Source organism: Streptomyces sp. CB02923 (assembly GCF_001905005.1).
Classification (GTDB): Bacteria; Actinomycetota; Actinomycetes; order Streptomycetales; family Streptomycetaceae; genus Streptomyces.
This window is the reverse complement of sequence record NZ_LWKZ01000023.1, coordinates 1,033,729-1,057,695: the sequence shown is the minus strand read 5'-3', so window position 1 is coordinate 1,057,695 and position 23,967 is coordinate 1,033,729. Positions and strand designations below refer to the sequence as shown.

At 73.7% G+C, this 23,967-nt stretch carries 21 protein-coding genes and 1 pseudogene; 10 read left to right on the top strand and 12 right to left on the bottom strand.

Annotated features, from left to right (window positions below; all coding sequences use genetic code 11):
* Nucleotides 1–39: 39 nt before the first annotated feature.
* Nucleotides 40–3,327 (bottom strand): type I polyketide synthase, encoded by a 3,288-nt coding sequence (locus tag A6A06_RS22720; RefSeq protein ID WP_073763090.1) that lies wholly within the window; start codon nucleotides 3,325–3,327, stop codon nucleotides 40–42.
* Nucleotides 3,324–4,607 carry an MFS transporter gene (locus A6A06_RS22715; RefSeq protein ID WP_073763089.1) on the bottom strand — a complete coding sequence of 428 codons (1,284 nt, stop codon included), beginning with the start codon at nucleotides 4,605–4,607 and terminating at the stop codon, nucleotides 3,324–3,326. The genes A6A06_RS22720 and A6A06_RS22715 overlap by 4 nt, the downstream gene beginning before the upstream one ends.
* 451 nt (nucleotides 4,608–5,058) lie before the next feature.
* Between A6A06_RS22715 and A6A06_RS22710 the strand changes: the two genes are divergently transcribed.
* The 5 genes and pseudogenes from A6A06_RS22710 to A6A06_RS41960 all read left to right on the top strand — a co-directional run bounded on the left by A6A06_RS22710 (nucleotide 5,059) and on the right by A6A06_RS41960 (nucleotide 10,482).
* Nucleotides 5,059–5,280, top strand: coding sequence for a helix-turn-helix domain-containing protein (locus A6A06_RS22710; RefSeq protein ID WP_073763088.1), 222 nt, complete (start codon nucleotides 5,059–5,061; stop codon nucleotides 5,278–5,280).
* A 416-nt stretch (nucleotides 5,281–5,696) separates the two neighbouring features.
* Complete coding sequence (locus A6A06_RS22705) at nucleotides 5,697–6,896, top strand: polyprenyl synthetase family protein (RefSeq protein WP_073763087.1); 1,200 nt, start codon at nucleotides 5,697–5,699, stop codon at nucleotides 6,894–6,896.
* A complete protein-coding gene (crtI, locus tag A6A06_RS22700; RefSeq protein ID WP_073763086.1) occupies nucleotides 6,893–8,443 on the top strand; it encodes a phytoene desaturase family protein in 1,551 nt (516 codons plus the stop codon). Before A6A06_RS22705 ends, crtI begins: the two co-directional genes overlap by 4 nt.
* Nucleotides 8,440–9,378, top strand: a pseudogene (locus A6A06_RS41965) (phytoene/squalene synthase family protein); the annotation flags it as partial. The gene crtI and the pseudogene A6A06_RS41965, both read left to right, overlap by 4 nt.
* 96 nt (nucleotides 9,379–9,474) lie before the next feature.
* Nucleotides 9,475–10,482 carry a DUF5914 domain-containing protein gene (locus A6A06_RS41960; RefSeq protein ID WP_073763315.1) on the top strand — a complete coding sequence of 336 codons (1,008 nt, stop codon included), beginning with the start codon at nucleotides 9,475–9,477 and terminating at the stop codon, nucleotides 10,480–10,482.
* 38 nt (nucleotides 10,483–10,520) lie between these two features.
* On the opposite strand, the gene A6A06_RS22685 is transcribed toward A6A06_RS41960, so the two are convergent.
* The 5 genes from A6A06_RS22685 to ligD form a co-directional block, all read right to left on the bottom strand.
* Entirely contained in the window at nucleotides 10,521–11,549 is a 1,029-nt protein-coding gene (locus tag A6A06_RS22685) for a S66 family peptidase (RefSeq protein WP_073763085.1), read from the bottom strand.
* Nucleotides 11,550–11,609: 60 nt separating this feature from the next.
* Nucleotides 11,610–13,208: an NAD(P)/FAD-dependent oxidoreductase gene (locus A6A06_RS22680; RefSeq protein WP_073763084.1), complete on the bottom strand. Its 1,599-nt coding sequence runs from the start codon at nucleotides 13,206–13,208 to the stop codon at nucleotides 11,610–11,612.
* The gene (locus A6A06_RS22675; protein ID WP_079194229.1) at nucleotides 13,189–14,460 is read right to left on the bottom strand and encodes a lycopene cyclase family protein; all 1,272 of its coding nucleotides are present in this window, start codon (nucleotides 14,458–14,460) and stop codon (nucleotides 13,189–13,191) included. The genes A6A06_RS22680 and A6A06_RS22675 overlap by 20 nt, the downstream gene beginning before the upstream one ends.
* Nucleotides 14,461–14,990: 530 nt before the next feature.
* Nucleotides 14,991–15,650 (bottom strand): snapalysin, encoded by a 660-nt coding sequence (gene snpA / locus A6A06_RS22670; protein ID WP_073763083.1) that lies wholly within the window; start codon nucleotides 15,648–15,650, stop codon nucleotides 14,991–14,993.
* 275 nt (nucleotides 15,651–15,925) lie between these two features.
* On the bottom strand, nucleotides 15,926–16,813 hold the full coding sequence (ligD, locus tag A6A06_RS22665; protein WP_073763082.1) for a non-homologous end-joining DNA ligase: 888 nt from the start codon (nucleotides 16,811–16,813) through the stop codon (nucleotides 15,926–15,928).
* 41 nt (nucleotides 16,814–16,854) lie between these two features.
* Between ligD and ku the strand changes: the two genes are divergently transcribed.
* A complete protein-coding gene (ku, locus tag A6A06_RS22660; RefSeq protein ID WP_073763081.1) occupies nucleotides 16,855–17,952 on the top strand; it encodes a non-homologous end joining protein Ku in 1,098 nt (365 codons plus the stop codon).
* Between the two features lie 74 nt (nucleotides 17,953–18,026).
* Nucleotides 18,027–18,404 carry an RNA-binding S4 domain-containing protein gene (locus tag A6A06_RS22655; RefSeq protein ID WP_073763080.1) on the top strand — a complete coding sequence of 126 codons (378 nt, stop codon included), beginning with the start codon at nucleotides 18,027–18,029 and terminating at the stop codon, nucleotides 18,402–18,404.
* 97 nt (nucleotides 18,405–18,501) lie between these two features.
* Here A6A06_RS22655 and A6A06_RS22650 read toward each other — a convergent pair whose 3' ends face one another.
* Together A6A06_RS22650 and A6A06_RS22645 are read right to left on the bottom strand one after the other, a co-directional pair.
* Nucleotides 18,502–18,915: a YchJ family protein gene (locus A6A06_RS22650; RefSeq protein ID WP_073763079.1), complete on the bottom strand. Its 414-nt coding sequence runs from the start codon at nucleotides 18,913–18,915 to the stop codon at nucleotides 18,502–18,504.
* A 94-nt stretch (nucleotides 18,916–19,009) separates the two neighbouring features.
* Nucleotides 19,010–20,035 carry a hypothetical protein gene (locus A6A06_RS22645; RefSeq protein WP_073763078.1) on the bottom strand — a complete coding sequence of 342 codons (1,026 nt, stop codon included), beginning with the start codon at nucleotides 20,033–20,035 and terminating at the stop codon, nucleotides 19,010–19,012.
* A gap of 506 nt (nucleotides 20,036–20,541) precedes the next feature.
* Between A6A06_RS22645 and A6A06_RS22640 the strand changes: the two genes are divergently transcribed.
* A complete protein-coding gene (locus tag A6A06_RS22640; protein ID WP_073763077.1) occupies nucleotides 20,542–20,742 on the top strand; it encodes a hypothetical protein in 201 nt (66 codons plus the stop codon).
* A 26-nt stretch (nucleotides 20,743–20,768) separates the two neighbouring features.
* Here the strand turns inward: A6A06_RS22640 and A6A06_RS22635 are convergent, their stop codons facing one another.
* Complete coding sequence (locus A6A06_RS22635) at nucleotides 20,769–21,083, bottom strand: hypothetical protein (RefSeq protein ID WP_073763076.1); 315 nt, start codon at nucleotides 21,081–21,083, stop codon at nucleotides 20,769–20,771.
* A gap of 194 nt (nucleotides 21,084–21,277) precedes the next feature.
* On the opposite strand from A6A06_RS22635, the gene A6A06_RS22630 reads away from it, so the two are divergent.
* Nucleotides 21,278–21,466, top strand: coding sequence for a hypothetical protein (locus A6A06_RS22630; protein WP_199931071.1), 189 nt, complete (start codon nucleotides 21,278–21,280; stop codon nucleotides 21,464–21,466).
* Between the two features lie 99 nt (nucleotides 21,467–21,565).
* Here the strand turns inward: A6A06_RS22630 and A6A06_RS22625 are convergent, their stop codons facing one another.
* On the bottom strand, nucleotides 21,566–22,537 hold the full coding sequence (locus A6A06_RS22625) for a LysR family transcriptional regulator (RefSeq protein WP_073763074.1): 972 nt from the start codon (nucleotides 22,535–22,537) through the stop codon (nucleotides 21,566–21,568).
* A gap of 93 nt (nucleotides 22,538–22,630) precedes the next feature.
* Here A6A06_RS22625 and A6A06_RS22620 point away from each other — a divergent pair, with 93 nt between their 5' ends.
* Nucleotides 22,631–23,512, top strand: coding sequence for a PhzF family phenazine biosynthesis protein (locus A6A06_RS22620; protein ID WP_073763073.1), 882 nt, complete (start codon nucleotides 22,631–22,633; stop codon nucleotides 23,510–23,512).
* On the opposite strand, the gene A6A06_RS22615 is transcribed toward A6A06_RS22620, so the two are convergent.
* Nucleotides 23,463–23,951, bottom strand: a complete 489-nt coding sequence (locus A6A06_RS22615; RefSeq protein WP_199931070.1) for a MarR family winged helix-turn-helix transcriptional regulator — start codon at nucleotides 23,949–23,951, stop codon at nucleotides 23,463–23,465. The genes A6A06_RS22620 and A6A06_RS22615 overlap by 50 nt on opposite strands.
* Nucleotides 23,952–23,967: the final 16 nt, after the last annotated feature.

Below are 23,967 nucleotides of genomic sequence, written 5' to 3'. Positions count from 1 at the left end.
GTGTCGTCCCCGGCGTCATGTCCGGTGTCATGTCCCGTGTCACTTCCCGCCCGCCTTCCCGTTGGCCACCGCGCCGCCCGTCGGGGCGCTCGCGGCCTGCGTGGTCAGCAGCTGGGACAGCTGGTGTATCTGGGACATCATCTGGAGCTGGATCTGCGACAGCTGCTGCACCTGGCGGACGAGGTCGGCCAGTTCCGCACGCGTCACGGGCTGCGACGGACCGGACGGTTCAGTGGGCGCGGGAGCCGGCTCCGGCGTACGGACAGGCTCGGGCGCCCGCGCGGGCTCCGGCGTGCGGACCGGCTCGGGCGTGCGGACCGGCTCGGCGGATGCCGCGGCACCCCCCGCCATCCGCCCCACGATCAGCTCCGCGAGCTGCCGCGAGGTGCTCGCCTCCTCGAACAGCTCCCGCATCGCGACCTTGACCTGGTGGTCCTGCTCCAGCTCGCGCAGCACGCTGATCATTTGCAGGGAGTCCGCACCGAGGTCGAAGAAGGATGTGTCGCCGGTGATCGCGTCCGCGTCGTGCCCGAGGTGCTTGGCGACCAACTCGATGACGTGTCCGAGCACCCTCTCGAACACTGCCTCGTCCTGTGCCACGTCTTCCTCTTCTCTCGCTGGTTCGCCGGTCCGGACGGCCCGGACGGCTGTCGGCTCCGGCCCCGTCCAGTACGTCCTGTGCTGGAAGCGATAGCCGGGCAGCCCGGTCCTGCGGCCTCCGCTGCCGGCCGTCAGCACCGGCCAGTCGAGGTCCGCGCCCGCGCAGTGGAGCTGTGCCACCGCGCCCCAGAAGGGGGCGGGCCCGGCGCCGCGGCGCAGCGTCGGGACCGCCGGTACGCCGGGGAGGGCCGCGCGGGCGAGTCCGCTGAGTGTGGTGTGCGGGCCGATCTCGACCAGCGTGGCGGTGTGCGTCCGGCCGAGCGTGCGCAGCACGGCGTCGTAGCGGACCGGCTCGCGTGTCTGGCGTACGAGGTGGTCGGCGTCCGGTGCCCAGCCCGGCTCGTGCAGGCGCCCGTCGAGGCAGCTGACGAAACCGGTCGTGACCGGTCGGAAGGTGACGCCGTCGAGCAGTTCCCGGAACTTGTCCAGGACCGGGTCCATGAGCGCGGTGTGGAAGGCCCGCGTCACCGGGAGCCGTTCTCCGGTGATGCCGCGCTCCTCCAGCAGGGTCAGCAGCCGGTCCACGGCGCCGACGGGACCGGCGAGCACATGCCGCCGCGCTCCGTTGGCGACGGCGAGTTCGAGGCCGGTGACCTCGTCGGTCAGGTTCCGGGCGGTGTCCAGGTCCGCCGAGACGGCCGCCATGGCACCGCGGGCGCAGTGGTCCTGCATCAGCCGGCCGCGCTCCGCGGTGATGCGCAGGCCGTCCTCGACGGACAGTGCGCCCGCCGCGCACAGGGCGGCGTATTCGCCGACGCTGTGCCCGGCGACGAAGTCCGGTGTGACACCGGCGTGGCGCCAGAGTCCGGTGAGCGCGTATTGGAGGGCGAAGAGGGCCGGTTGGGCGGTCCGGGTGTGCTCCGTCGTGGCGCGGTCCGCGCCGGGGTCGAGCAGCGCGTCGAGCAGGGAGCTGCCGTAGAGCTTCCGGTGGTGGCGTTCGCAGGTGTCGAGCAGGTCGCGTACGACGGCGAAGCGCTCGTACAGGGGCTGTGCCATGCCGGGGTACGGGCTGCCTTGTCCCGTGAACTGGAAGGCGACGCCCGCGCGTCCTTCCCGGGATGCCTCGCCGGTCGTCACGGCGGCGGCCGCGGCGGGGCCGCCGGTGCCCGCCAGCCAGCCGTCCAGGGCCGTGGCGAGATCCGCCGGGCGCGTACCGCGGGCCGCCAGGCGGTGCCGGTGGTGGGCCCGGCCCGCCGCGGTGGTCACCACGTCGGCGAGGTCCGCTTCGGGGTGCCGTGTCAGGTGGTCGCGCAGCGCACGGGCGTTGGCGGTGAGGGCCGCTTCGGACCGGCCGGAGAGGACGAGGACGTCCGGCGGGGTCACGGTGGCGTTGCGGGGAGGGGGTTCGGGGGCCTGTTCGACGATGATGTGGACGTTGGTGCCGCCGACGCCCAGTGACGTGACGCCTGCCCGGCGCGGTGTGTCCCCCTGCGGCCACGGGCGGGCCGCCTCGGGAATGTAGAAGGGGCTGCGGTCGAGGTCGAGTGCGGGGTTCGGCTCGCGGAAGTTGGCCATCGGCGGGATGATTCCGTGCCGGAGTACGAGCAGGGTCTTGATGAAGCCGGCCAGGCCGGAGCACACGTCGAGGTGGCCGATGTTGGCCTTGGTCGAGCCGAGCGCGCAGTAGCCGGTCCGGTCGGTGTCGGCGCGGTACGCGGAGGCGGCGCCGTCGAACTCGATCGGGTCGCCCTTCAGCGTGCCCGTGCCGTGGGTCTCCAGGTAGCCGATGGTGTCCGCGCTGATGCCCGCGTGGTCGAGCGCGCGGCGGATGGCGCCGCGCTGGCCCGCGGCGCTCGGCGCGGTGTACGCCTGCTTGGACGCGCCGTCGTTGGTGACGCCCCAGCCGCGCAGGACGCCGTGGACGGTGTCGCCGTCGGCGAGCGCCCGGTCCAGGCGTTTGAGGACGACGGCGGCGACGCCGGTACCGCCCACGGTGCCGTCCGCGCCCGCGTCGAAGGCGCGCAGGCAGCCGCTCTTGGAGAGGATGGAGCCCTTCACGTACCGGTAGCCCAGTACCTGCGGTACGTGGACGGCCGTGGCGCCGGCCAGCGCGATGTCGCTGTCACCGGCGAGCACCGACTGCGCGGCGAGCTGGAGGGCGGCCAGGGAGCTGGAGCAGCCGGTCTGGACGCTGACGGCGGGGCCCGTCAGGTTGAGGCGGAAGGACACGCGGGTGGCGGTGAAGTCGGTGTAGTTGCCGACCATGATCTGCATCCGGGAGAGCCAGTCGTCGCCGACGGGACCCTTCAGGACGTTGTTCAGCAGGTAGTTCTCCATGGTGTAGAGGTGGTAGCCGGTGGTGGCGAAGACGCCGGTGCGCAGTCCGTCCCGTTCCCGCGGGTGTCCGGCGTCCTCCAGGGCGTGGTAGGCGCATTCCAGGAACATCCGGTGCTGTGGGTCGGTGAGCTGCGACTCCCGACCGCTCATACCGAAGAATTCGGCGTCGAACCCGGCGATGCCGGGCAGGATGCCGCTGGCTCCGACGAAGCCGTCCGCGCGGTACTTCTCGGCGGGGACCCCGGCCGCGGCCAGTTCCTCGTCGGTGAAGCGCCGTACGCAGTTCCTGCCGTCGCGGATGACGCGCCAGAACTCCTCGGGGGTGTCCGCCCCGGGGAAGCGGAAGGCCATGCCGATGACCGCGACGCGCGAGTCGGCCGGTACGTTCATGGGGTGCCGCCCTCCGCGGCGGAGACCTCCCGGCCGGGCGCCGGGCCGCCGCTCTCCCGGGCCGGTGGTTCGTGCGGGAACAGCGTGCGTCCCCTGGCCAGCACGACGAGCAGGGCGACGCACAGGACGATGGCCAGGCCCTGGAACGCGCCGACCACCTGGAGGGGCGAGTAGCGCTCCAGCAGCGCCGCGCTGACGATCATTCCCAGGCCGAAGCCGCTGTTCTCGGCCGAGGCGGACAGGCCGAAGAGCCGTCCGCGCCGGTCGTCGGGGGCGGCTTGCAGCCGGGAGACGTACGCGATCTCCGTGAACCCGTCGGCCATGCCGGCGACGAGCGCGGCGACGGCGGCGGGGACGGCCGGCAGGCCGCTGAAGACCACGATGAACGCCGCCGACATCACGCAGGACCCGATCGCGAAGGCGCGTTCCCCCGGTGACCGTCCGGTCCGGTCGGTGCGGCGCGAGCACACCTGCTGCGCCACGATGTTGCCGATCGCCCAGGTCGCCCAGAACTGGCTGACGAAGGTGGCCGGGTGGGACGGGTCCAGGGCGCTGGAGTAGATGGGCAGGGCGACGTTGTGCGAGGAGGAGCCGAGGCCGTCGGCCGCGCGGACCGCGACCATGACCGCCAGCAGCGGCGCCGCCTTCAGGAGCGCGAGGGAGGCCCAGCGACCGGTGTCCCCGGTGTCCGTGGCCGTGTCGTCGGCGGCGCCCTTCCCGGCGGCGGCCCGGGTGCGGATGGGCAGCAGGAAGAGGATCGTCGCGGAGGCCGCGAAGGTGGCGGCGTCGAGTGCGAAGGCGGTGGTGTAGCCGAACTGTGCGATGACCACGCCCGCCGAGGCGAAGCCCGCGATCATGGCCAGCGAACGGCCGGTGACCAGCAGGCCGTTGGCCCGGGTGCGCAGATCGGCGCCGACGATCTCCGGGACGCTGCTGCGCAGCGCCACCTGGGAGAGCGTCGAGCAGGCGCCGGTGCCCACGGCCAGCGCGAAGAGCAGGGCCACCCGTGCGCCGTCGGGCGCGAGGAGCAGCACCACCAGGGCGGTCGCCTGGGTCAGGTCCGCGCACACCATCAGCCGTTTGCGGTCGTGGCGTGAGACCAGCCGGCCGCTGACGAAGCCCGACAGTACGCTGGTGATCAGGCGTACGGCCATGAACAGGCCCGCGGTCAGTGCGCTGCCCGTCACCTGGTAGACGAAGACGTTCAGCGCCACCATGTTCAGATAACTGCCGTACGCGGAAATGGCGTTGCCGACGACGAGCAGCCGGAAGTGCCCCACCCTCTTGATCCTCCTTAGCGCCCCGTGCCGGACTGGTCCACCATGTGGACGGCGGGGGACGCCCTTACCGTCACCCGGTTCGCGGGGCGCCTGGAGACGCATCATCCGGTGACTTGACCCACGCTTTACCGCGCGTGTAGAGGCGGGCGGGCCCGGCTGCGGCTCCTTGCGTTTTGCCGTGTGCGTGGTTAGATCAATCCGCATGTCACGGGGGACGTGCTGCCCCCGCGACACCGTCGGCAGTTCCGCTCGGCACCCGCGGGAGGGCGCACCATGGCCGGTCCCGCACGGGCCGTTTCCCCGGCGCCGAGCCGATGAGTCCGCGGGCATTTCACAGCGCGGCGGCCGTACAACGGCCCCGCCCCGCTCCGCCCGCGCCGCGGGACCGACCGTCCTGACGCCGCGGGCCGCCGGATCCTCCCTGCTCCTCCGTCACCCCCTTGGAGAAGAGATGTCGGACCACAGCGCGTCCACCATGCCGCCGATGCTGTCCCCCCGGGAGCGAGAGGTACTGTCGCACATCGCCGACGGCCTGACGTACGACCAGACGGCCAGGCGGCTGGGCATCAGCGTCCATACGGTCAGTACCTATCTGCGCCGTATACGGGCCAAGCACCCGGCTCCGACGCTCGCGCATCTCGTGCGGCTCCAGCTGGCGCAGAACAGCGGCTGACGGTCCGCGCGCCGGGGCGCGTCCGCCGTGACGCGCCCACGTTGGCCGGATTCCGACCCGTCAATGGCCGGTATCCGGACAACATCCCGTGGGCCGGCCCGCTGTCCCGTCACAGCGCCTGCCGTACGAGCCGGTGTGCGAACGAATGACGCCACCTGGTTTCCCACCGGCTTTTCCACGGCGGCCGTGGGTACCCGCTGCCGGACGCCGGACCCGACCGAAGGAGCGTCCGTCGGCCCCCGAAGGGACCAGGCCCGGACGTGGCGTCCCGGTGGCGCGCTGGTCCCGTGGTGAACTGCGGACACGGACGCCGGCCGCGCGGAACACGCGCCCGGTCCGTCCGGCGGCGCGTCCGTGGGGTGGCCACGGTCCGCGTGAGTCAGCGCCCACCGGCCGGTTCGACGGAAGGACGTGTCATGCGACGTATCCGGGCGGTGGACCATCAGGCCGAGGCCGGGGCGCGCACGGTGGACGCGGATGTCGCGGGCGCCATCGGGCAGGTGCTGGACGAGGTGCTCGGTGCGCTGCTCGCCGAGGCCGCGGCGGCCGACGGCCTGTTCACGCGCGACATCGCCGAACGCGTCGCGCGTTTCACGCTGGGCGGCGGCAAGCGGCTGCGCGGGCGGTTCGTCTGGTGGGGGCTGCGGGTCTGCGGGGGCGGCGGTGACGTGACGGAGGCCGCGCTGCGGCTGGCCGCCGCGCTCGAACTCGTACAGACCTGTGCGCTGGTGCACGACGACGTGATGGACGGCGCCGAGCTGCGCCGGGGCAGGCCCGCCCTGCACGTCGAGGTGCGGGGGCAGTACGGCCACCACGCCGGAACCGGCCCCTCCCCCCGTTCGGCGGAGGCGTTCGGCCGGTCCGCGGCGATCCTGGCCGGTGACCTCGCGCTCGCCTGGGCCGACGACACCGTCATGGCCACCCGCTTTCCCGCCCGCGCACGGTCCGCGGTGCACGCGCTGTGGCGGACCCTGCGGACCGAGATGGTGGCGGGCCAGTACCTGGACCTGCACGGGCAGGTCACCGCGTGCCGCTCCCCCGCCCTCGCGGTCCGCACCGCCCGGCTCAAGAGCGCCCGCTACTCGGTCGAACGGCCGCTGCTGCTGGGCGCCGCGCTGGCCGGCGCGGACGACCGGGCCACCGGCGCGCTGCGCTCGGCGGGCCGCTGCGCCGGGCTCGCCTTCCAGCTCCACGACGACCTGCTGGGGGTGTTCGGCGATCCGGGGAAGACCGGCAAACCGTCCGGTGACGACATCCGCGAGGGCAAGCCGACCTACCTCACCGCGGTCGCCCGCGCCCGCGCGCGGGCCGCCGGAGACGACAGGGCGCTCGGCGTCCTCGACGCGGCCCTGGGCGATCCGGACCTCTCCGCCGCCGCGGTGGACCGCGTACGGGACGTGTTCGTCGCGACCGGGGCCCGCGCCGCGCTGGAGGACAAGGTCGAGATCCTCGCCGACCGGAGCGCGGCACACCTGGCCGACGTGCGCACCGCCGACCCGGCGGCCCTCCGCCATCTGCACGACCTGCTGCGTGCCACGGCCGGTGCCCGTCCGTGCTCCCCGCCGGGCGGCCCTCCCCGGGCGGTGGCCGTGGCGTCCCGCGGAGGTGAGCGGTGAAGACCGTACCCGGGCCCACCGACCACGTCGTCGTCATCGGCGCCGGCCTGTCCGGGCTGTCCGCCGCGCTGCATCTGCTCGGCGCCGGGCGGCGGGTGACCGTCGTCGAGCGGGAGCTGCGGCCCGGTGGCCGCTGCGGGCGCCTCGAACGCAACGGCTATCTGATCGACACCGGGCCGACCGTGCTGACCATGCCGGACCTCGTCGAGGAGGCGTTCGCCGCGGTCGGCGCCCCGATGGCCGGGCGGCTGGACCTCGTACCCCTGCACCCCGCCTACCGCGCCCGGTTCGCCGACGGCAGCACGCTCGACGTGCACACCGGCGCGGAGGCCATGGAGGCCGAGATCGAACGGTTCGCCGGTCCGCGGGAGGCCGCGGGCTACCGGCGGCTGCGCGCCTGGCTCGGCCGTCTGTACGCGGTCCAGATGCGGCGCTTCATCGACGCCAACTTCGATTCGCCGCTGCAACTGCTGCACCCCGACCTCGCCCGCCTCGCGGCGCTGGGCGGCTTCGGCCGCCTGGACGCCCGGATCGGCCGGTTCCTCACCGACGAGCGGGTGCGCCGCGTCTTCTCGTTCCAGTCCCTGTACGCGGGCGTGCCGCCGGCCCGCGCCCTCGCCGCGTACGCCGTGATCGCCTACATGGACACGGTGGCCGGTGTGTACTTCCCGCGCGGCGGGATGCACGCGCTGCCCCGCGCCATGGCGGACGCCGCGGCCGAGGCGGGCGGGGAGTTCCGGTACGGGAGCGACGTACGCATGCTGGAACGTTCCGGTGACCGGGTCACCGCCGTCGTCACCGACACCGGGCGCATCCCGTGCGACGCGGTGGTGCTCACCGCCGACCTGCCCGCGGCGTACCGCCTGCTCGGCCACCGCCCGCGCCGGCCGCTGCCGCTGCGGCGCTCGCCGTCGGCCGTCGTCCTGCACGCGGGCACGCCCACGACCTGGCCGGAACCGGGCCACCACACCCTCTCGTTCGGCTCCGCCTGGCACCGTACGTTCCACGAACTCACCCGCAGCGGCACCCTGATGAGCGACCCCTCGCTGCTGCTGACCCGGCCGACCGCCACCGACCCGTCCCTGGCCCCGCCGGGCCGCCACCTGCACTACGTCCTGGCGCCCTGCCCCAACACCGACGTCGGGCCCGGCGTGCACGCCTGGCGCGACCTCGGCCCCCGCTACCGCACCGCGCTCCTCGCCGAGCTGGAACGGCGCGGCTTCACCGGCCTGGACGCGGCGGCCGAGGAGGAGTGCCTGGTCACCCCGGCCGACTGGAGCCGACAGGGGCACGGCGCCGGCACCCCGTTCTCCGCCGCCCACACCTTCGCGCAGACCGGACCGTTCCGGCCCCGCAACCTCGTGCGGGGCACTGAGAACGCCGTACTGGCCGGGTGCGGCACCACCCCGGGCGTCGGGGTGCCCACCGTGCTGGTCTCGGGGAAGCTGGCCGCCGCGCGGGTGACGGGCGGCGGGTCCGCGCGGGCCGCCAGGGTGCTCGACCTCGGCGCACGCCGCCCGGCCCCTACACCGGAGGGAACACCGTGACCGCCCGGGAACTCGACGCCGCGGGCATCACCGAGCCCGCGCTGCGCGCCGCCTACGCCCACTGCCGCCGGCTCAACGCCCGGCACGGCAAGACGTACTTCCTCGCCACCCGGCTGCTGCCCGTCGCCCGGCGGCCCGCGGTCCACGCCTTGTACGGGTTCGCCCGCTGGGCCGACGACATCGTCGACAGCCTGGACGACGACGCCACTCCCCAGGAGCGCGCCACCGCTCTGCGCGCCCTGGAGACGCAGCTGCACGCGGGGCTCGCCCGGGGCGGCGGCGACGAGCCGGTGGTGCGGGCGCTGGCGCACACCAGCGCCGCCTACGGCATCGACCCGGAGTACTTCACCGCCTTCATGGCCTCCATGCGCGCCGATCTGGAGGTGACCGACTACCCGACCTATGACGACCTGCGCCGGTACATGTACGGCTCGGCCGAGGTGATCGGCCTCCAGATGCTGCCGGTCCTCGGCACGGTCACGCCCCGCGAGGAGGCCGCGCCGCACGCCGCCGCGCTCGGAGCGGCCTTCCAGCTCACCAACTTCCTGCGGGATGTGGGCGAGGACCTGGACCGGGGCCGGGTCTACCTGCCCGCCGACCTGCTGGCCGCGCACGGCGTGGACCGGGAGCTGCTCCGGTGGAGCCGGCTGACCGGCGCCGAGGACCCCCGGATCACCGCGGCGCTGCGGGCCGCCGCCGACCTCACCCGCGGCGTCTACCGGCGGGCCGCGCCTGGCGTCGCCATGCTCGCCCCGGCGTCCCGGCCGTGCATCCGTACCGCGTTCATCCTCTACCGCGGCATCCTGGACGCCGTGGAGGCCGACGGTTACGCGGTCCTGCACCGCCGCGCCGTCGTGTCGCGCCCGGTCCGCGCGACCGTGGCCCTGGACGGGCTGGTACGGGTCACCGCGGCCCGCACCCGGGCCCGGCCAGGCGTTCCGGTCACCGCCTTCGCGCGTACCCCGGAGGCGCCCGGACCCGCGTACCACGCCACAGCCGTCCGCACCGCCGTAGGCCCCGGAGGAAGCACCGTGGACGCTCCCCGCCGCCCCGCCGTACGCGGCCGGTACCCGCTGAGGCTGCGCCGCCGTCCCGTTGCCTGGGACCGCCAGCGGCCCACCTGGCAGGACGCCGCACCCAGCGTGATCGCGGGCGCGCTGGAACGTGCCAAGGCCCGGCCGTCCGGCAACTGGTACGCAGTCGGCGCCTCCCGCGACGTCGGCCGGGACCGCCCCCTGGGCCGGACCGTCGCCGGAACGGAGGTGGTGCTGTGGCGCGCCGCCGACGGACGGCTGCGCGGCGGCCCCGGGGCCTGCCCGCACCTGGGGGCGCCGCTGAAGGACAGTCCCGTGCTGTGCGGCACCCTCGTCTGCCACTGGCACGGACTCGCCCTGGACGGCGGCCCCTTCGCCGGGTGGGAGCCGTATCCGGTGTACGACGACGGGGTGCTGGTCTGGGTACGCCTGGACCGGGCGGGCGGGGAGGAGCCGCTGGCCCGGCCCCGCGTCCCGGAACGCCCGGGGGCGGCCGCCGCCGTCGCGGCCGTGTACACCGGCGTCGGGCGCTGCGAGCCGGACGACGTGGTCGCCAACCGGCTCGACCCGTGGCACGGCGCGTGGTTCCATCCGTACTCCTTCGTCGACCTGACCGTGACGGGCGGACCGGCGGGCCCGGCGGACGCGTTCACGGTCGACGTGTCCTTCAAGGTCGCCGGGCGTCTGGTCGTCCCCGTCCGCGCGGAGTTCACCGCGCCCGGACCGCGCACCGTGGTCATGCGCATCACCGAGGGCGAAGGGGTGGGGTCCGTCGTGGAGACGCACGCCACGCCGCTCGGCACCGACGCCCGCGGCCGCCCGCGTACGGCCGTGGTGGAAGCGGTCGTCGCCGCCTCCGCCCGTCCGGGTTTCGCGGTGGCCCGCGCGGCCGCTCCCCTCCTGCGCCCGCTGATGCGGGCGATGGCGGGGCGGCTGTGGCGCGACGATCTGGCGTATGCGGAGCGGCGGTGGGAGTTGCGCGATGCGGGGCGCTTTCCCGGCTGAGAGCCGGCCGGGAGCAGTGGCGGGCCACGGCCCGCGCGTCAGCGCAGGGTCTGCGTCAGCTCGCTCCGCGGCGGGGTGTGGACGATGCGGCCGAACGCTCCGTTGACGATCGGCATGTGGGGCGGAATGTGGCCGCACTCGACGTCGGCGATGATCGGCACGCCGAGGGGGCCGAGCGCGTCGAGCACGGCCTCGTGCTGGCTCAGGGTCGCGGCGTCCGGTGCCTCGGTCCGGCCGACGAGCACCGCGTTCGCGTGGTCGAAGAAGCCTGCGAGGCGCATGCCGTGCAGGCTCCGGCAGATGGTGAAGGCGTCGTCCTCGGTTGCTTCCACGTAGACGAGCAGGCCGTCGGGTGCCTCGTCACGGGCGAAGGCCGCCGTGTCGAGGTAGCGCGTTCCCGCGAGGTGGCACAGGGTCTCGATGCAGCCGCCGATCAGCCGTCCCTCGGCCTCCACGGCGCCGTCCGCGTCGAGCCGGGTCCAGGCGCCCGCGGCGTCCAGCGTGTACTCGCGTACGGCGGGGAAGGCGGCGAAGTCGTCGAAGCCCGTGGTCCGGTGGCGGCCGGGCGGGACCTGGGTGAACCGGTGGCCCGCGGGCGCGGCGACGATGTCGAACCACGACAGCAGCCCTTCCGGGACGTGGTAGGGCGTGTCCATGAGGTTGTTGCCGTGGACGGTCGCCGTCCCGGTGAGCAGGGTCAGCGGCGTGATCAGGGTCGAGATGTCGGAGAAGCCGACGAGCCAGGTCGGCTCCGCCTCCCGCAGCCGGGTCCAGTCGAGCCGTGGTATCAGGTCGATCGCGGTCTCGCCGCCCCACGGAGGCACGACGGCCCTGATGGCGGGGTCGGTCAGCATCGACATCAGCTCGTCGGCGCGCTCGGCCGCGGAAGCGCTGACGTGTCCGGAGCCGTCCATGCACCGCCCGACGACGACCTCGTATCCGCGGTCGCGCACGTCCCGGACGGCGACGTCGAGACGTTCCCACAGGCCGTCCGCGACTCCGCTCGACGGGGAGGTGACACCGACGCGGTCGCCGGGGCGGAGGGGGCGGGGGTACCGGAGGGGCATGCGCGGGATTCTGGCACGGCGTCAGGCGTCGGCGGCACCGGATTTCGCGCGCCTGCGGCCTCAGGTGCCCGCCAGGCGTGCCAGTCCGCGCAGCACCGCGGACCGGCCGCGGTCCGGGACCGTCCACAGGGTCTGGCCGCGCACGCCCCACCGTTCCAGCAGGGTGTTCGCGGCGAGGAAGCCCGTGGTGGCCGCGCGTTCCATCAGGGCCACCGGCAGGTCGGTGCGTACGAGGTCACCGGCGACCAGCACGGCCGGGTCGGGGGTGCGTACGGTGGGGCGGTCGCGGTGGCCGCCCACCGGGAACAGGGGGCAGTCCGCGCGCCACTCGTGCCGGACGTCGACGGCCTTCGCCTCGCGTGTTTCGGGGTAGACCCGGGAAAGCCGGCCGATCAGCCGGTCCTGCTGCACCTGCCGGGCGGTGTCCGTGCCGAGTGCGTACGCGTGGAGTTCGACCACCGAGCCGCCGGTACGGGAAGCCCAGCGGGCCGCTTCCCCCTCCCAGCGCTCCAGCACGCTGACGTTGTCGAGCGGGCCGAAGCCGCTGGTGCCGAGGAAGCCCGGCCGGTCCGGCGCCACCGGCCGGTCGAGCCACAGCCGGGAGACGAGGAACGGCGGTGCGGTGCGCAGCCGCAGCATCCGCCGGCGCCAGTCCGGACTGCCCAGTCCCGGTGAAGCCGCGACCAGGTGGCGCAGCCCGTCCACGTCGAGGGCGAGCACCACCGCGTCGTGGCGTGCCGCGCCGTGGCCGCCCCGTACCGTCACGCCCGCGCCGCCCGGGACGGACTCCACGGCCTCGACCGCGCAGCCGGTCAGCAGGGTGACGCCGTGACCGGTCAGGTAGCGGCCCAGCGGCTCCCACAGTGCCTGCGGGAACGGCTCGCCGGGGACGTCGAAGAGCAGCCCTTCGCTGGAGCCGAGGAAGTAGATGTGGAACATCAACGCCATCTCGGCGGCGGACAGTTCCTCCGGGTCGGCGAAGAAGCTGCGCGAGAACACCTCGAACGCCAGGTGGTGCGCGGCCTCGGGGAAGCGGATGCGGTCCAGCAGCCGCCGTGCGCTGACGCCGTCCAGGCGCTCGTACACGTCCGGCGTCCGTACGTCGAGCAGTGGCAGGGCGGCACGCGGGTTCATCCGGGCCATCTCGCGCAGGGTGAAGGTCGGGCTCAGCGCGGCGAAACCGAGGGCGCTCCACGGCGGTGTGCGCGGGACGTGGGCGAAGCTGTCCCGGAGGCCGCTGCTGTGGCGCAGCGGGTAGTCGGGCAGCCCGGTGAGCACGGCGAGCGCCGGGTCGGCCCGGCGCAGCAGTCCCCGCAGGTTGTAGTACTGGCGGAAGAAGGCGTGGAAGCCCCGGGTCATGGTCGCCCGGGAGCCGTCGGCGAGCCGGATCCGCCGCCCGGCGAGCCGCCCGCCGAGCCCCGGCTCACGCTCGTACAGCGTGACCCGTACTCCCCGTTCGGCGAGTCCGGTGGCCGCGGCCAGTCCGGCGATGCCGCCGCCGACCACCGCCACGTGCGGTGCCTCGCCGGTGATCCTCGCCCGGCCGCGCGGCGGCGGCACGGTGCGGGCGCGCCGGTCCCGGCCCCGGCGCGGCGCGGTGGGGCGGGCGGTGCGCCCTGCGGCGGCCGGAGGTTCGGCATCAGACGGGAGGGGCGTCATCGGACGGTCTCTTCCTGTTCGGGGCCGGGGCGGCGGTCGGGCGGGCCGTCGGTACGGCGTTCTTTACACGGGACGGACGGCGGCGCAGCCTCGGCAGCTCGGCCACGGTGCGCAGCATGGGCAGTACAGGGGTGTGCAGGCCGATCGACAGGTCTTCGCGCATCCGGGTGCCGCCGTCCAGGAAGCGCAGCAGGCGTTCCATCGGTACGCCGCGGAACAGCCCGGTGAAGAAGTCGGCGCCGTCGATGCGCCCGCTGTCCAGGGCGCGCAGCAGGACGGCGTCCATCAGCCGCGAGCGCGCGGAGTGCGGGGGCGGCGGGACCGGGGTGCGGCCCTGGTGGAAGGCCGCGGCGATGGCCCGGGTCTGGCGCTGGACGGCGGCGAAGGTGTAGCCGGTCGACGGCCGGGTGGCGCCGCCCGCCGCGCCGATCCGGAAGACGCCGGGCCCGGCGCTGCGGGGGAAGCGCGCGTCGGTCATCGGGATGACGCCCTGTTCGGAGGCGGTGACCCGGTACGGGCCCAGGGGGCGCACCTCCGCCAGGTAGTGGCGCAGGGCGCGGTGGTAGGCGGCCTCGCAGAGCGGCGCGGCGGAGAACTCGGTGTACTCGACCAGCGCTTCGTGCGGGGTGAGCGGGAGGACGTAGCCGAAGGAGAGCCCGTGGGACGGCTGCGGGGTGCGGAAGTCCATCAGGTCGGCGGTGGCGGGGTCGAACTCGGGCCGCTCCGTCCGGACGAACCAGCCGTGGAAGTGCTGGAGCAGGGTGGTGCGCGCGGGCGGCAGGGCGGGCAGCGGCCGGGAGTCGAAGACCCAGCGGGCCCGCAGCCGCACCGGGGCGCCGGCGGCCGTCACCCCGTGGACCTCGGCGCCGTCCGGCAGCGCGCGCACGTCCTCGACGACGGCTGTCATCCGGTGGGCGGAGGGCGCGGCCGCCAGCCGTTCGCCGACGAGTTCCTCGAACGCGCCGGAGCGCATCATCTTGTAGCGCAGCGGCTCCGGGCGTCCGGTCAGCGCAATCCCGTCGGCTCCGTGGACGCGCAGCCGCTCCCAGGAGGCCGCCAGTACACGGTCGTACTCACCGTCCGGCCTCTCCCAGTAGCACCAGGTGCGTTCGGGGGGCCGCAGGGGTCCCGGCGGCGCGTCCACGACGGTCACCTCGGGGCGGCGGACTCCGGCGGGAGCGTCGCAGAGCCGGTGGGCGAGGGAGAGTCCCGCGGCGCCGCCGCCCACGACGGCCACCTCCGTGTCGTACACGCCGATTCCCTCCCGTCCCGCCGGGCACCGCGACCGCACCGTGCGACAGGCCGGCACGTCTGCGTGTGCCCGCCCGGCCGGGTTCCAGCCCTGAGGCTCGTCTCCGCCCGGGGACCGTCGGCACGATCATTACCACGCCGGTCACGCGACGAAGGCACCCGATCGCTTTTCGACACGCGGTGGGAGGGCGGGAACCGGCGTGTCGGTGCCGGAACGGAGAATGCCCCGGCCAGACGGGGGGAGCTGGCCGGGGCGGTCCGGAAACGGGCGGGACATCGGTCATCTCGCGATGAAAGGTCCACACGCCCGTGATCAATTGAACGATAAACCACCGAGTGTCGATCCACCAAACCGGACCGATGTGACGCATATCGCTCCCCCGCGAACCGCCGACCACCGACCACCGACCGCGGATGACCCCCGTCGCCCGACCGCGGCCCGGCCGTCCGCACTCACCGCAGACGCGCGACTGCCGCGCAGAGGGGCACCGGCCCCGCTGCGCGGCAGTCGTCAGAGGATCAGCCGGAAGATCAGGAGACCGGGGCGATCTGCGCCACCAGGCCGTTGCGCCACAGTGCGTCCACCCGGGCGCGCTCCTGCGCGTTCGGGTTGGTGTTCTGACAGGAGGTGCCGGGGCCGCCACCCGACATCAGCTCGCTGCACGGGCCCGAGTAGTGGTCGGGCAGACCGAGGACGTGACCCGTCTCGTGGGCCACCACGCGGGTGGAGTTGTACTGCTGGTTCTGCCGGTAGTCGAGGAAGATGTAGCCCCGGCCGTGGCCGTCGGTGCTCGCGTAGGAGCCGCGGGAGTCGTTGCCCTCGCGGTACGTGAAGTCGCCCCTGGAGCCTTCCTGGAGCTTCACGTTGTTCACCGAGCTGTTCCAGATCTGCGTGCTGCGCGCTATCTGGCTGCGGAAGGTGGGGGCGCTGCTCGCGTTGTACGTGACGGTGACCGCCTGGACGCCGGGCGTCGCCGCGCGCTTGGCGGCGGCGGCCTTCATGACGGCCTGGAAGAACGCCTTGTTGGCCGCGGCCTCCTCGGCCGAGCCGGCGTACTTGGCCACGGAGGCCTGGGTGGAGACGTTCGCGGGGGCGGCCGGGGCGGAGGCGGCGGTCGCGGGGACGGTACCGAGGGAGGCGGCCAGACCGAGGCCGAGCACGGCGGTGAGAACCGTACGGGTGGGTCTCATGGGGGAACCTCTTCATCCGTGGGAGGGATTTGGTACCGGGATTGTGAAGGAATCAAGGTCTCCAGCGGATGACAGCTTTTGGCGATAGCGCCGTGACATCGCCCCGGGAGTCCGGGCGTACGGGCAGCCGCAACCCCCTTGTCACCAAAGGTTCATGGCGCGTGGAAGGTGCCGTTCACACCGTTGGCATGGGAACGTGGCACCTGACCGCGTCATCACCGGCTACGTCGAATGACGTATTCCGTACGCGTTCGACGCAGGTGCGGCCCCGGACGTCAGCCGGGCAGCGGGCGGGCCCGGTTGAGGTTGAGCAGGGGCGCGAGCAGGTCGCCGTGGCGCTCCCGGCGCCCGGCGACGTCGCCGAAGAGGAACGTGAGCTGCGCCGGTTCCGTACAGCCCTCGATCTCGTCCCAGGTCACGGGGGCGGACACGGTCGGCAGCTCGCGGGCGCGCACCGTGTAGGGGGCGGCGGTGGTCTTCGAGGCCGCGTTCTGCGAGAAGTCGATGAAGACCTTCCCGGGCCGCAGGGCCTTGGTCATCCGGTGCACGACGTGGCCGGGCAGCGTCCGCTCGGCCTCGACGGCGATGCCCTTGGCGTACGCCGTGACGTCGTCCGAGGGGGCCGGTTCGATCGGTACGAGGATGTGCAGGCCCTTGGAGCCGCTGGTCTTCGCGTAGACGTTGAGGCCGTCGGCCATCAGGCGCTCGCGCAGCCACCGAGCCACCCTGCAGCACTCCACGACGGTGGCCGGCTCCCCCGGGTCCAGGTCGAACACGAGGCGGTCCGCGACGCGCGGCGCGGCGGCGGTCCACTGGGGTGTGTGCAGCTCCACGACGAGGTTGGCGGCCCACATCAGGGTCGGTACGTCCCGGATCAGGACCTGCTGCCGGGACTTCGCCGTACTGCCGGGGACCTCGGTGGTCTTCACCCATGCGGGCGTGCCGGGCGGGACATTCTTGGTGAAGAACTGCTGGCCGTCGGGCCCGTCGGGATACCGCAGGAAGGAGACGGGCCGGTCGTGGACGTGGGCGAGGAGCGCGCCCGCGGTGGTGGCGTAGTAGTGCAGCAGCTCGCCCTTGGTGGTGCCGGTCCGCGGATACAGGACCTTGTCCAGGTTGGTGAGCGACAGCCGCCGCCCCTCCACGACGGTGATTGGCGACATACGATGAGAATCCCATACAAATTCCACACGAGGGATGAGACATGCGCTCTGTTTGGAACGGGTCCATCTCCTTCGGGCTGGTCAGCATCCCCGTGAAGACCTACAGCGCGACCGAGCGCACCGCGTCGGTCTCGTTCGTCCGCATCCACGAGAAGGACGGCGGCCGGATCCACTACCGCAAGGTCTGCGAGCTGGACGGCGAGGAGGTCCCCAACGAGGAGGTCGGCAAGGGCTTCCAGGCCGCGGACGACACCATCGTGCCGATCACCGACGAGGACCTGGCCAGACTGCCGCTGCCGACGACCAAGACCCTGACCATCCTGGCCTTCGTCGGCGCGGACGAGATCGACCCGCTCCAGCTGGACAAGTCCTACTTCCTGGGACCCAACGGCGCCGCCGCCACGAAGCCGTACGCCTTGCTGCGGGACGCGCTGGAGCACCAGGAGAAGGTCGCGATCGGCAAGGTGGCCATGCACGGGCGGGAGACCCTGGCCATGCTCCGGTCGCACGACGGGGCGATTGCCATGCACACCCTGCTGTGGCCGGACCAGATCCGCTCGGCGCGCACCGTCGCCCCGAGCGACAAGGTCGAGATCCGGGAGAACGAGCTGACCCTCGCCGAGACCCTGATGGACTCGCTCGGCGAGCTGGACGAGTCCGAACTGCACGACGACTACCGGGAGGCCGTCGAGGAGCTGGTCGCGGCGAAGCTGGAGGGCGGCGAACCGGCCGCGCCCCGCGCCGCGCCGGGCACCGGCGGCAAGGTCATCGACCTCATGGCCGCGCTGGAGAACAGCGTCCGCGCGGCGCGCGAGTCGCGCGGGGAGGACGGCGGGAGCGACGGGGCGGAGCAGGACGAGGAGTCGGCGTCGGTCACGCCGATCCGGGGCCGGGGCGCGGCGAAGAAGACGGCGGCGAAGGCCGCGTCCGGCCGTGGCGCCAAGAAGACGGCGGCGGCCCGTAAGACGTCCGGGTCCGCCGCCAAGAAGACCTCCTCCGGCAGGTCGTCGGGCGGGTCCGGCGCGAAGAAGACGGCGGCCGGCGGGGGCGGCAGGAAGGCCGCGGCGAAGAAGTCCACGTCCAAGTCCGCCGCGAAGAAGAGCACCGCGAAGCGGACCGGCAAGAAGGCGTCGGCCTGAGGCGGTCCGCCGCACACGGCCCCGGCAGGTGCGGGCCGGGCCTGCGGGGCCGCCCGGGGCCTTAGAGTCGGTGCATGGCTTCAGACGAGGGAACGGTGCGCGTCGACAGCTGGATCTGGTCCGTCCGGCTGACCAAGACGCGTTCGATGGCCGCGACGGCGTGTCGCGGCGGGCATGTACGGGTCAACGGCGAGCGGGTGAAGGCCGCTTACGCGGTGCGCACGGGCGACGAGGTCCGGCTGCGGCACGCCGGGCGCGAGCGGGTCGTCGTGGTCTCACGCCTGGTGAGCAAGCGGGTCGGCGCCGCGGTCGCCGCGGAGTGCTTCGTCGACAACAGTCCCCCGCCGCCGCCCCGCGAGGAGATCGCCGCGGTCGGGCACCGGGACCGCGGCGCCGGACGCCCCACCAAGCGCGACCGGCGCGAGCTGGAGCAGCTGCGCGGCGGCCGCTGAGCCGGAAGGGCCGACGGGCGGCGGTACGGGCCACGGAGTTACGGGACCGGGCGGCCGTACGGGGCCGGACGGCTTCCCGTACGGCCGTCCGGCGCGCTCACAGCTCGCTCAGGTACACCCAGGCGCCCTCGTCCCGCACGAAGCGGCTGTTCTCCTCCTGGACGCCGGACTCGCCGTTCAGCGTGTAGTGCGCCCGGAATTGGACGGTGCCCTCGCTGTGGAAGGCGCTGCCGCCCGTCGTGGCGACGATCTCCAGACGTGTCCACCGCTGCCCCGGCTCGAACTCCAGGTCCGCCGGGCGGGTCGCGGGGTGCCAGGTGCGCAGCAGGTACGGTGCGTCACCGGCCGCGAAGGCGCTGTAGCGCGAGCGCATCAGCCGCTCGGCCGTGGGGGCTGCCGCCTGGCCCTGGTGGAAGCGGGCGCAGCACTCTCCGTAGGACGCCTGAAGTCCGCAGGGGCAGGGTGCGGAAGGGTCGGTCGCCGTTCGACGGCGCGCGTGGTTTTTGGACACCCCTAGATTGTGACCGCTGTGGGAGTCCTTCCTGCCGGTGGCCCCCTTGAGCCGTCGGCGCCGGCCGGTCCCCCGGCGTTCCGGTGAGCCTCTGTCAGCCGGAGGCGCCCCGCAGCCAGCCGTCGACCGCTGCCGTCACGGCGCGGGCGAAGCGGCCGATGCCCGGCGACCGTACGGGGCAGGGGCGAGGTGTGGTGGTCGGCGGGGCCAGGCAGAAGTGCAGGGCGTCGTCGGTGCGGTGCAGGTCGGTGATGCCGCCGCCGGGGGCCGGGTGGGTGCAGTACGCGGGGTGTGCGCGTTCGTAGGCGTCGCAGGGCAGTTGGCGGGTCCACCGGTGGCGGTCGTCGGCGGGGCCGAGCGTACGGCCCGCGTCCGCGTACAGGTCACCGGACGCGGCGGCCCGCTCCGCGTAGACGGCGTTCACCCTGCGGATCCGGTCCGGGTGGAAGGCGTCGGGCGCCTGGGAGACCCATACGATCTTCGGCCGGGCGAGACCGGCGGCCCGTGCCGCCACGGCGATCTCCTCGGTCAGCGCCCGCGCGTCCGCGGCGTACCGGTCGTAGTAGCCCGCCGTACCGTACGTGGCGCCCGCCATGCACGGCGTGTAGCCCCAGGCGTTGCCCCAGAACTGGAGGATCACGACGCGCGGGCGCACCGTCCGTACCAGCGCGGCCGCCTTGTCCCGCGCGGGGACCAGCGTTTTCCCCCGCCAGGCCGTCAGGTAGTCGCACAGCGCCGTGCCGGAGTGCGGAGCGCTGTGCAGCGTGGCCCGCCCGGTCGCGCCGAGGTGTCCGGCGAGTGCGTCCTGGCTCTCCATGGCCAGCGAGTCGCCGAGGTACAGAGCGGGTACGGCACGGGCGGACGGTTCCGGTACGGCACGGGCGGACGGTTCCGGGACGGCACGGGCGGGCGGCTCGGGGACTGCGTGGGTGGAGGGTTCGGGGACTGCATGGGCGGACCGTTCGGGCTTCGTGCCGCCGGATGTCGGGGTGCTCGCGGTCGGCCGCGGGGCGGACGGTGTGTCCGTGGGGTCGGAGGCGAAGACGACGCTCCAGCCGAAGACCCCGGCCAGGGCCAGGGCCACCGCGCCGAGCAGCGGTACCGGTCGGCGCTGGGTCATCGGGCCCCCTGGTCGCGCGTACGGCCGGTGGCTCATGTCAGGTGCACTTCACACCGGCACAGGGCAGACCAGACAAGCACACCGCGGGCCACGGCGACAGACCGCTACGCCGTCACGGCGTACGGAAACAGCCTCCGGAGGCGGCAGGCACCCCGGCGGGCGTGTCCGATGGCGTTCGGCCGCTGTCCCGGACACGTCCGGGACAGCCCACCGGTGGACGGCGCGGGCACGCGGGCGGCAGGGTCGTCACGGAACCCGGGCACGGGGAGCGGAGCGGGGCGCCCGCCAACGGGGGTGCGGACAGTGCGGGGCGACGGCCGGCCGGCGAGCGTGGGCACGGCGGGTGCGGCGGCAGGCACTGCCCGCCCGGCGCCCCCTCCGCGGCCACCGGCCACCGGCACCCGCACGCCGTGCGGCGGTGCCGGACCGGCCCCATGATGGAAGCAGCGGAGGCACTGCCTGCCCGGCGGGACTCTCCGGACCCGAGCGATCTTTCGGGAGGCGCCATGGGCAAGGACAACACTCCGGGATCCGACGGGACCCGCGCCGCGAAGCTGCGGGAGCTCTACACGGGCGGCGAGCGCCCGTTCGATCCGGAGGACCTGGTCATGGCCAGGGGACTGGATGTGACGCCGGAGCGGGTCGAGGAGGCCCGCAGACTCATCGAGGAGAAGGGGCCGGCGGCGCTCGAACGGTATCTGCCGTAGCGGCGCCGCGCGCGAGGGTGCGCCGCTCAGTCCGTGGACACCAGGGCGGCGACGCGCTCGCGGTAGGCGGCGCTGTCCTGTCGGCTCAGCGGCAGCCGGCCGTCGCCCGCGAGGTGCGACGGAAGGTAGGCCGCCTGCTTGACCGCCTGGAACAGCGGACCGGGCAGGTTCAGGAGGAGCTGGCCCTGTTCGGCGGTCTCGATGACCATCCACGAGTCGGATCCGCGGTCGTCGGGGGCGGTCGGCTCGATGGTGCTCACGGCCGTCACGGTCAGCGTGGGCGGTACGTCGGTCGTCGTCGGTACGTCGGTTCCCGTCGTGTTCTCGTTCTCCGTACTCATGTCTCCTCCCTAACAACCGGGTACGGGTCCGGGCCACCCGTCGTACCGAGTCGTGTCTCACAGTGGGCCGGGGGAATGCGGGACGGGGACCGTGGAAGGGAAGGTGACCGACGGACATGGGCCGCAGAAGAGACTTGGCCAAAGTGACCCGTCCGACACGCGCCGAAGGGACCCGATCACCGATCATGTCCGGCATGAACGAGGACAGCCACAGCACCGGACCGGCCCCGGACGCGGCACGGCGGACGCACGACCGGGAGCGCCGCCAGGCACGCCTGGTGCTCGCGGGGCGCGCCGAGAGCGCGGACGACCTGGCGATGCTGATCGACGCCCTGGGACTCGACCCGCGGGAAGACCACGGCCAGGCGGCGCAACGGGACTGAGGCGCTCCGCGAACGGCCGGGCGAGGCGAGGCCAGTCCTGCGCCTGCCACGCATCAGCCTTGCGCCCCGCCGCGCATCAGCCTTGCGCCCCGCCGCGCATCAGTCCTGTGCCCCGCCACGGAACCGTCCGTCCGGCCAGTCGTCGGCGGCAAGTCGCCTCAGCCGCGCCATGACCGTCTGCGTCGCCGGGGTGGGCCAGCGGCTGCGGTGCCGCAGCATCTGGACGGGGACGCCGGGGAAGCTCTCGACGGTGCGGAGACGGCCGGACGCCAGGTCGGCTGCCACGCTGACCACCGGCAGCAGGGCGAGACCGAGTCCGGCCTCCACGCAGGCGCGGACCGCTTCGATACTGCCGAAGCGCGTCATGCGCGGGGGCTTTCCCGGCATGGCGAGCAGGTGCCGGGCGAAGGCGTCGCTGTAGGAGCAGCCTTCTTCGAGCAGGAAGAAGTCCTGTCCGCTCAGCTGTTCCTGCGATGCCAGTTGTTCCTGTGATGTCAGCCGTTCCCGTGATGTCAGCCGTTCCTGTGCTGCCCCGGCGGGGGCGAGCGGGTGTCCGGACGCGGCCACGAGCGCCAGCGGCTCGTGGCCGATGACCTCCGCCTCCAGGTGCGGTACGTCGATGTCGGATTCGAGCAGCAGGGCGAAATCGATGCGCCCCGCCCTGAGTTGCTCCGCCGCCTCCGCGGGCGTCACCACCGCGCGCATGTGGATGCCGACGGTGGGCAGGCCCCGGCTCAGCGCGGCCACCGCGAGCGGCAGGCGATAGGCGCACAGGGACTCACTGGCTCCGATGGTGACGCTGCCCGCGACCGGGGCCGCGCTGTGCGCCTCGTACCGCAGGCGGTCTTCGGCGTCGAGCACGTGGTGCGCCCGCTCCAGGAGGCGGGCCCCCGTCTCGGTGAGGACAGCCCCGGTGGGCAGGCGGTCGAAGAGCCGGACCCGCAGGTCCTTCTCCAGGGCGCGGATCTGCACGGTGACCGTCGACTGGGCGAGGTGCAGTTCCGCGGCGGCCGCGGTGAAGCTGCCGGTGCGGGCCAAGGCCGTGAAAGTCCGTAGTACGCGGGTGTCCATGACGAGGCTCCTCCCCCACCCATAGAAGCTATCGATGGCTCCCTTCGAAAGCAATCATTGGACGTCATAGCGGCCGGTGAGGATCCTGAAGCCATGGAAATCCTGCGCTACAGCGCTTTCACCGACCGGCCCGACGGCGGCAACCCCGCGGGGGTGGTCCTCGACGCCCAGGGGCTCGGCGACGCGGACATGCTCCGTATCGCCGCGGAAGTGGGCTTCTCCGAGACGGCCTTCGCCCTCCCCGCGGAGAGCCCGGACAGCACGCACCGCGTCCGGTACTTCAGCCCCCGCGCGGAAGTCGACTTCTGCGGTCACGCCACCGTCGCGACCGCCGTCGCCCTCGCCGAACGCACCGCACCCGGCGCGCTGGTCTTCCGGACCAACGCGGGGCAGGTCGGCGTGGCGACGGAGGCGGACGGACACGCTGTCCGGGCGACACTGACCAGTGTTCCCACGTCCTCGGAGCCGGTCGCGGAGCGGCATCTCGACTCCGCGCTCGAGGCGCTGAACTGGTCCAGGGCCGACCTGGATCCCGGCTTCCCCGCGCACGTGGCCTTCGCCGGCAACCACCACCTGATGCTGGCGGCCGCCACCCGGCAGCGCCTGGCCGAACTCGACTACGACTTCGAGGCGCTGGAAGCGCTCTCACGTGACCGCGGCTGGACCACCGTCCATCTCTTCCACCGGCAGACCGACACCCTCTTCCACGCACGCGACCCCTTCCCGCTCGGCGGAGTCGTCGAGGACCCGGCGACCGGCGCCGCGGCCGCGGCCTTCGGCGGCTATCTGCGCGCACTCGGACGGGCCCCCGGCGACGCCCCCGTCACCGTGCTGCAGGGTGACGACATGGGGCGGCCGAGCCGGCTCACCGTCACGACCGGCCTGTCGGACCTCCGCGTCAGGGTGAGCGGGCAGGCCGTCCCGCTCAGTCCGGCTTCGGCAGGGACCGCAGGTGCTGCATCTGGGTGTGGCTGAGGTCGTACGCCCGCCGCATGTGCCGGGTGATCACCTCCAGCTCGTCGTCGGTGTGGTCGTCGAGCAGCGCCTGCCAGTTCCGGCCGAGGTCGTCCCACACGGCGGTGACGCGGGCGACGCGGTCGGCCACGGGGGTGACCAGCACCCGTCGGCGGTCCTGCCGGTCGGGCGTGCGGGCCACGTACCCCCCGCGCTCCAGCCGGTCCACCAGCCGGGTGGCCGAGCCCGTGGTCAGGCCCGTCATGTCGGCGATCTGCCGCACCGTGCGCGGTCCGGGTTCGGCCGTCAGCAGGCTCAGGAACTGCACATCGGTCGGGTGCAGTCCGAGGTGGTCGGCGACGGCCTGGTTGAACAGCACGTACGACGCCAGGTAGCGGCGTGACTCCTTCGACAGTTCCTCGGACAGCCGGGCCCGGCGTGGGTCCGTCACCTGGATCACACTCCATATTCGCTGC

Excerpts from the sequence above, each read along its gene's own strand:
- A6A06_RS22720 (WP_073763090.1), bottom strand. The coding sequence starts at position 3,327 with ATGAACGTACCGGCCGACTCGCGCGTCGCGGTCATCGGCATGGCCTTC.
- A6A06_RS22635 (WP_073763076.1), bottom strand. The coding sequence starts at position 21,083 with ATGAGTACGGAGAACGAGAACACGACGGGAACCGACGTACCGACGACG.
- A6A06_RS22625 (WP_073763074.1), bottom strand. The coding sequence starts at position 22,537 with ATGGACACCCGCGTACTACGGACTTTCACGGCCTTGGCCCGCACCGGC.
- A6A06_RS22685 (WP_073763085.1), bottom strand. The coding sequence starts at position 11,549 with ATGCCCCTCCGGTACCCCCGCCCCCTCCGCCCCGGCGACCGCGTCGGT.
- ligD (WP_073763082.1), bottom strand. The coding sequence starts at position 16,813 with ATGTCGCCAATCACCGTCGTGGAGGGGCGGCGGCTGTCGCTCACCAAC.
- ku (WP_073763081.1), top strand. The coding sequence starts at position 16,855 with ATGCGCTCTGTTTGGAACGGGTCCATCTCCTTCGGGCTGGTCAGCATC.
- A6A06_RS22705 (WP_073763087.1), top strand. The coding sequence starts at position 5,697 with ATGCGACGTATCCGGGCGGTGGACCATCAGGCCGAGGCCGGGGCGCGC.
- A6A06_RS22640 (WP_073763077.1), top strand. The coding sequence starts at position 20,542 with ATGGGCAAGGACAACACTCCGGGATCCGACGGGACCCGCGCCGCGAAG.
- A6A06_RS22710 (WP_073763088.1), top strand. The coding sequence starts at position 5,059 with ATGTCGGACCACAGCGCGTCCACCATGCCGCCGATGCTGTCCCCCCGG.
- A6A06_RS22620 (WP_073763073.1), top strand. The coding sequence starts at position 22,631 with ATGGAAATCCTGCGCTACAGCGCTTTCACCGACCGGCCCGACGGCGGC.
- A6A06_RS22630 (WP_199931071.1), top strand. The coding sequence starts at position 21,278 with ATGAACGAGGACAGCCACAGCACCGGACCGGCCCCGGACGCGGCACGG.
- A6A06_RS22645 (WP_073763078.1), bottom strand. The coding sequence starts at position 20,035 with ATGACCCAGCGCCGACCGGTACCGCTGCTCGGCGCGGTGGCCCTGGCC.
- A6A06_RS22655 (WP_073763080.1), top strand. The coding sequence starts at position 18,027 with ATGGCTTCAGACGAGGGAACGGTGCGCGTCGACAGCTGGATCTGGTCC.
- snpA (WP_073763083.1), bottom strand. The coding sequence starts at position 15,650 with ATGAGACCCACCCGTACGGTTCTCACCGCCGTGCTCGGCCTCGGTCTG.
- A6A06_RS22680 (WP_073763084.1), bottom strand. The coding sequence starts at position 13,208 with ATGACGCCCCTCCCGTCTGATGCCGAACCTCCGGCCGCCGCAGGGCGC.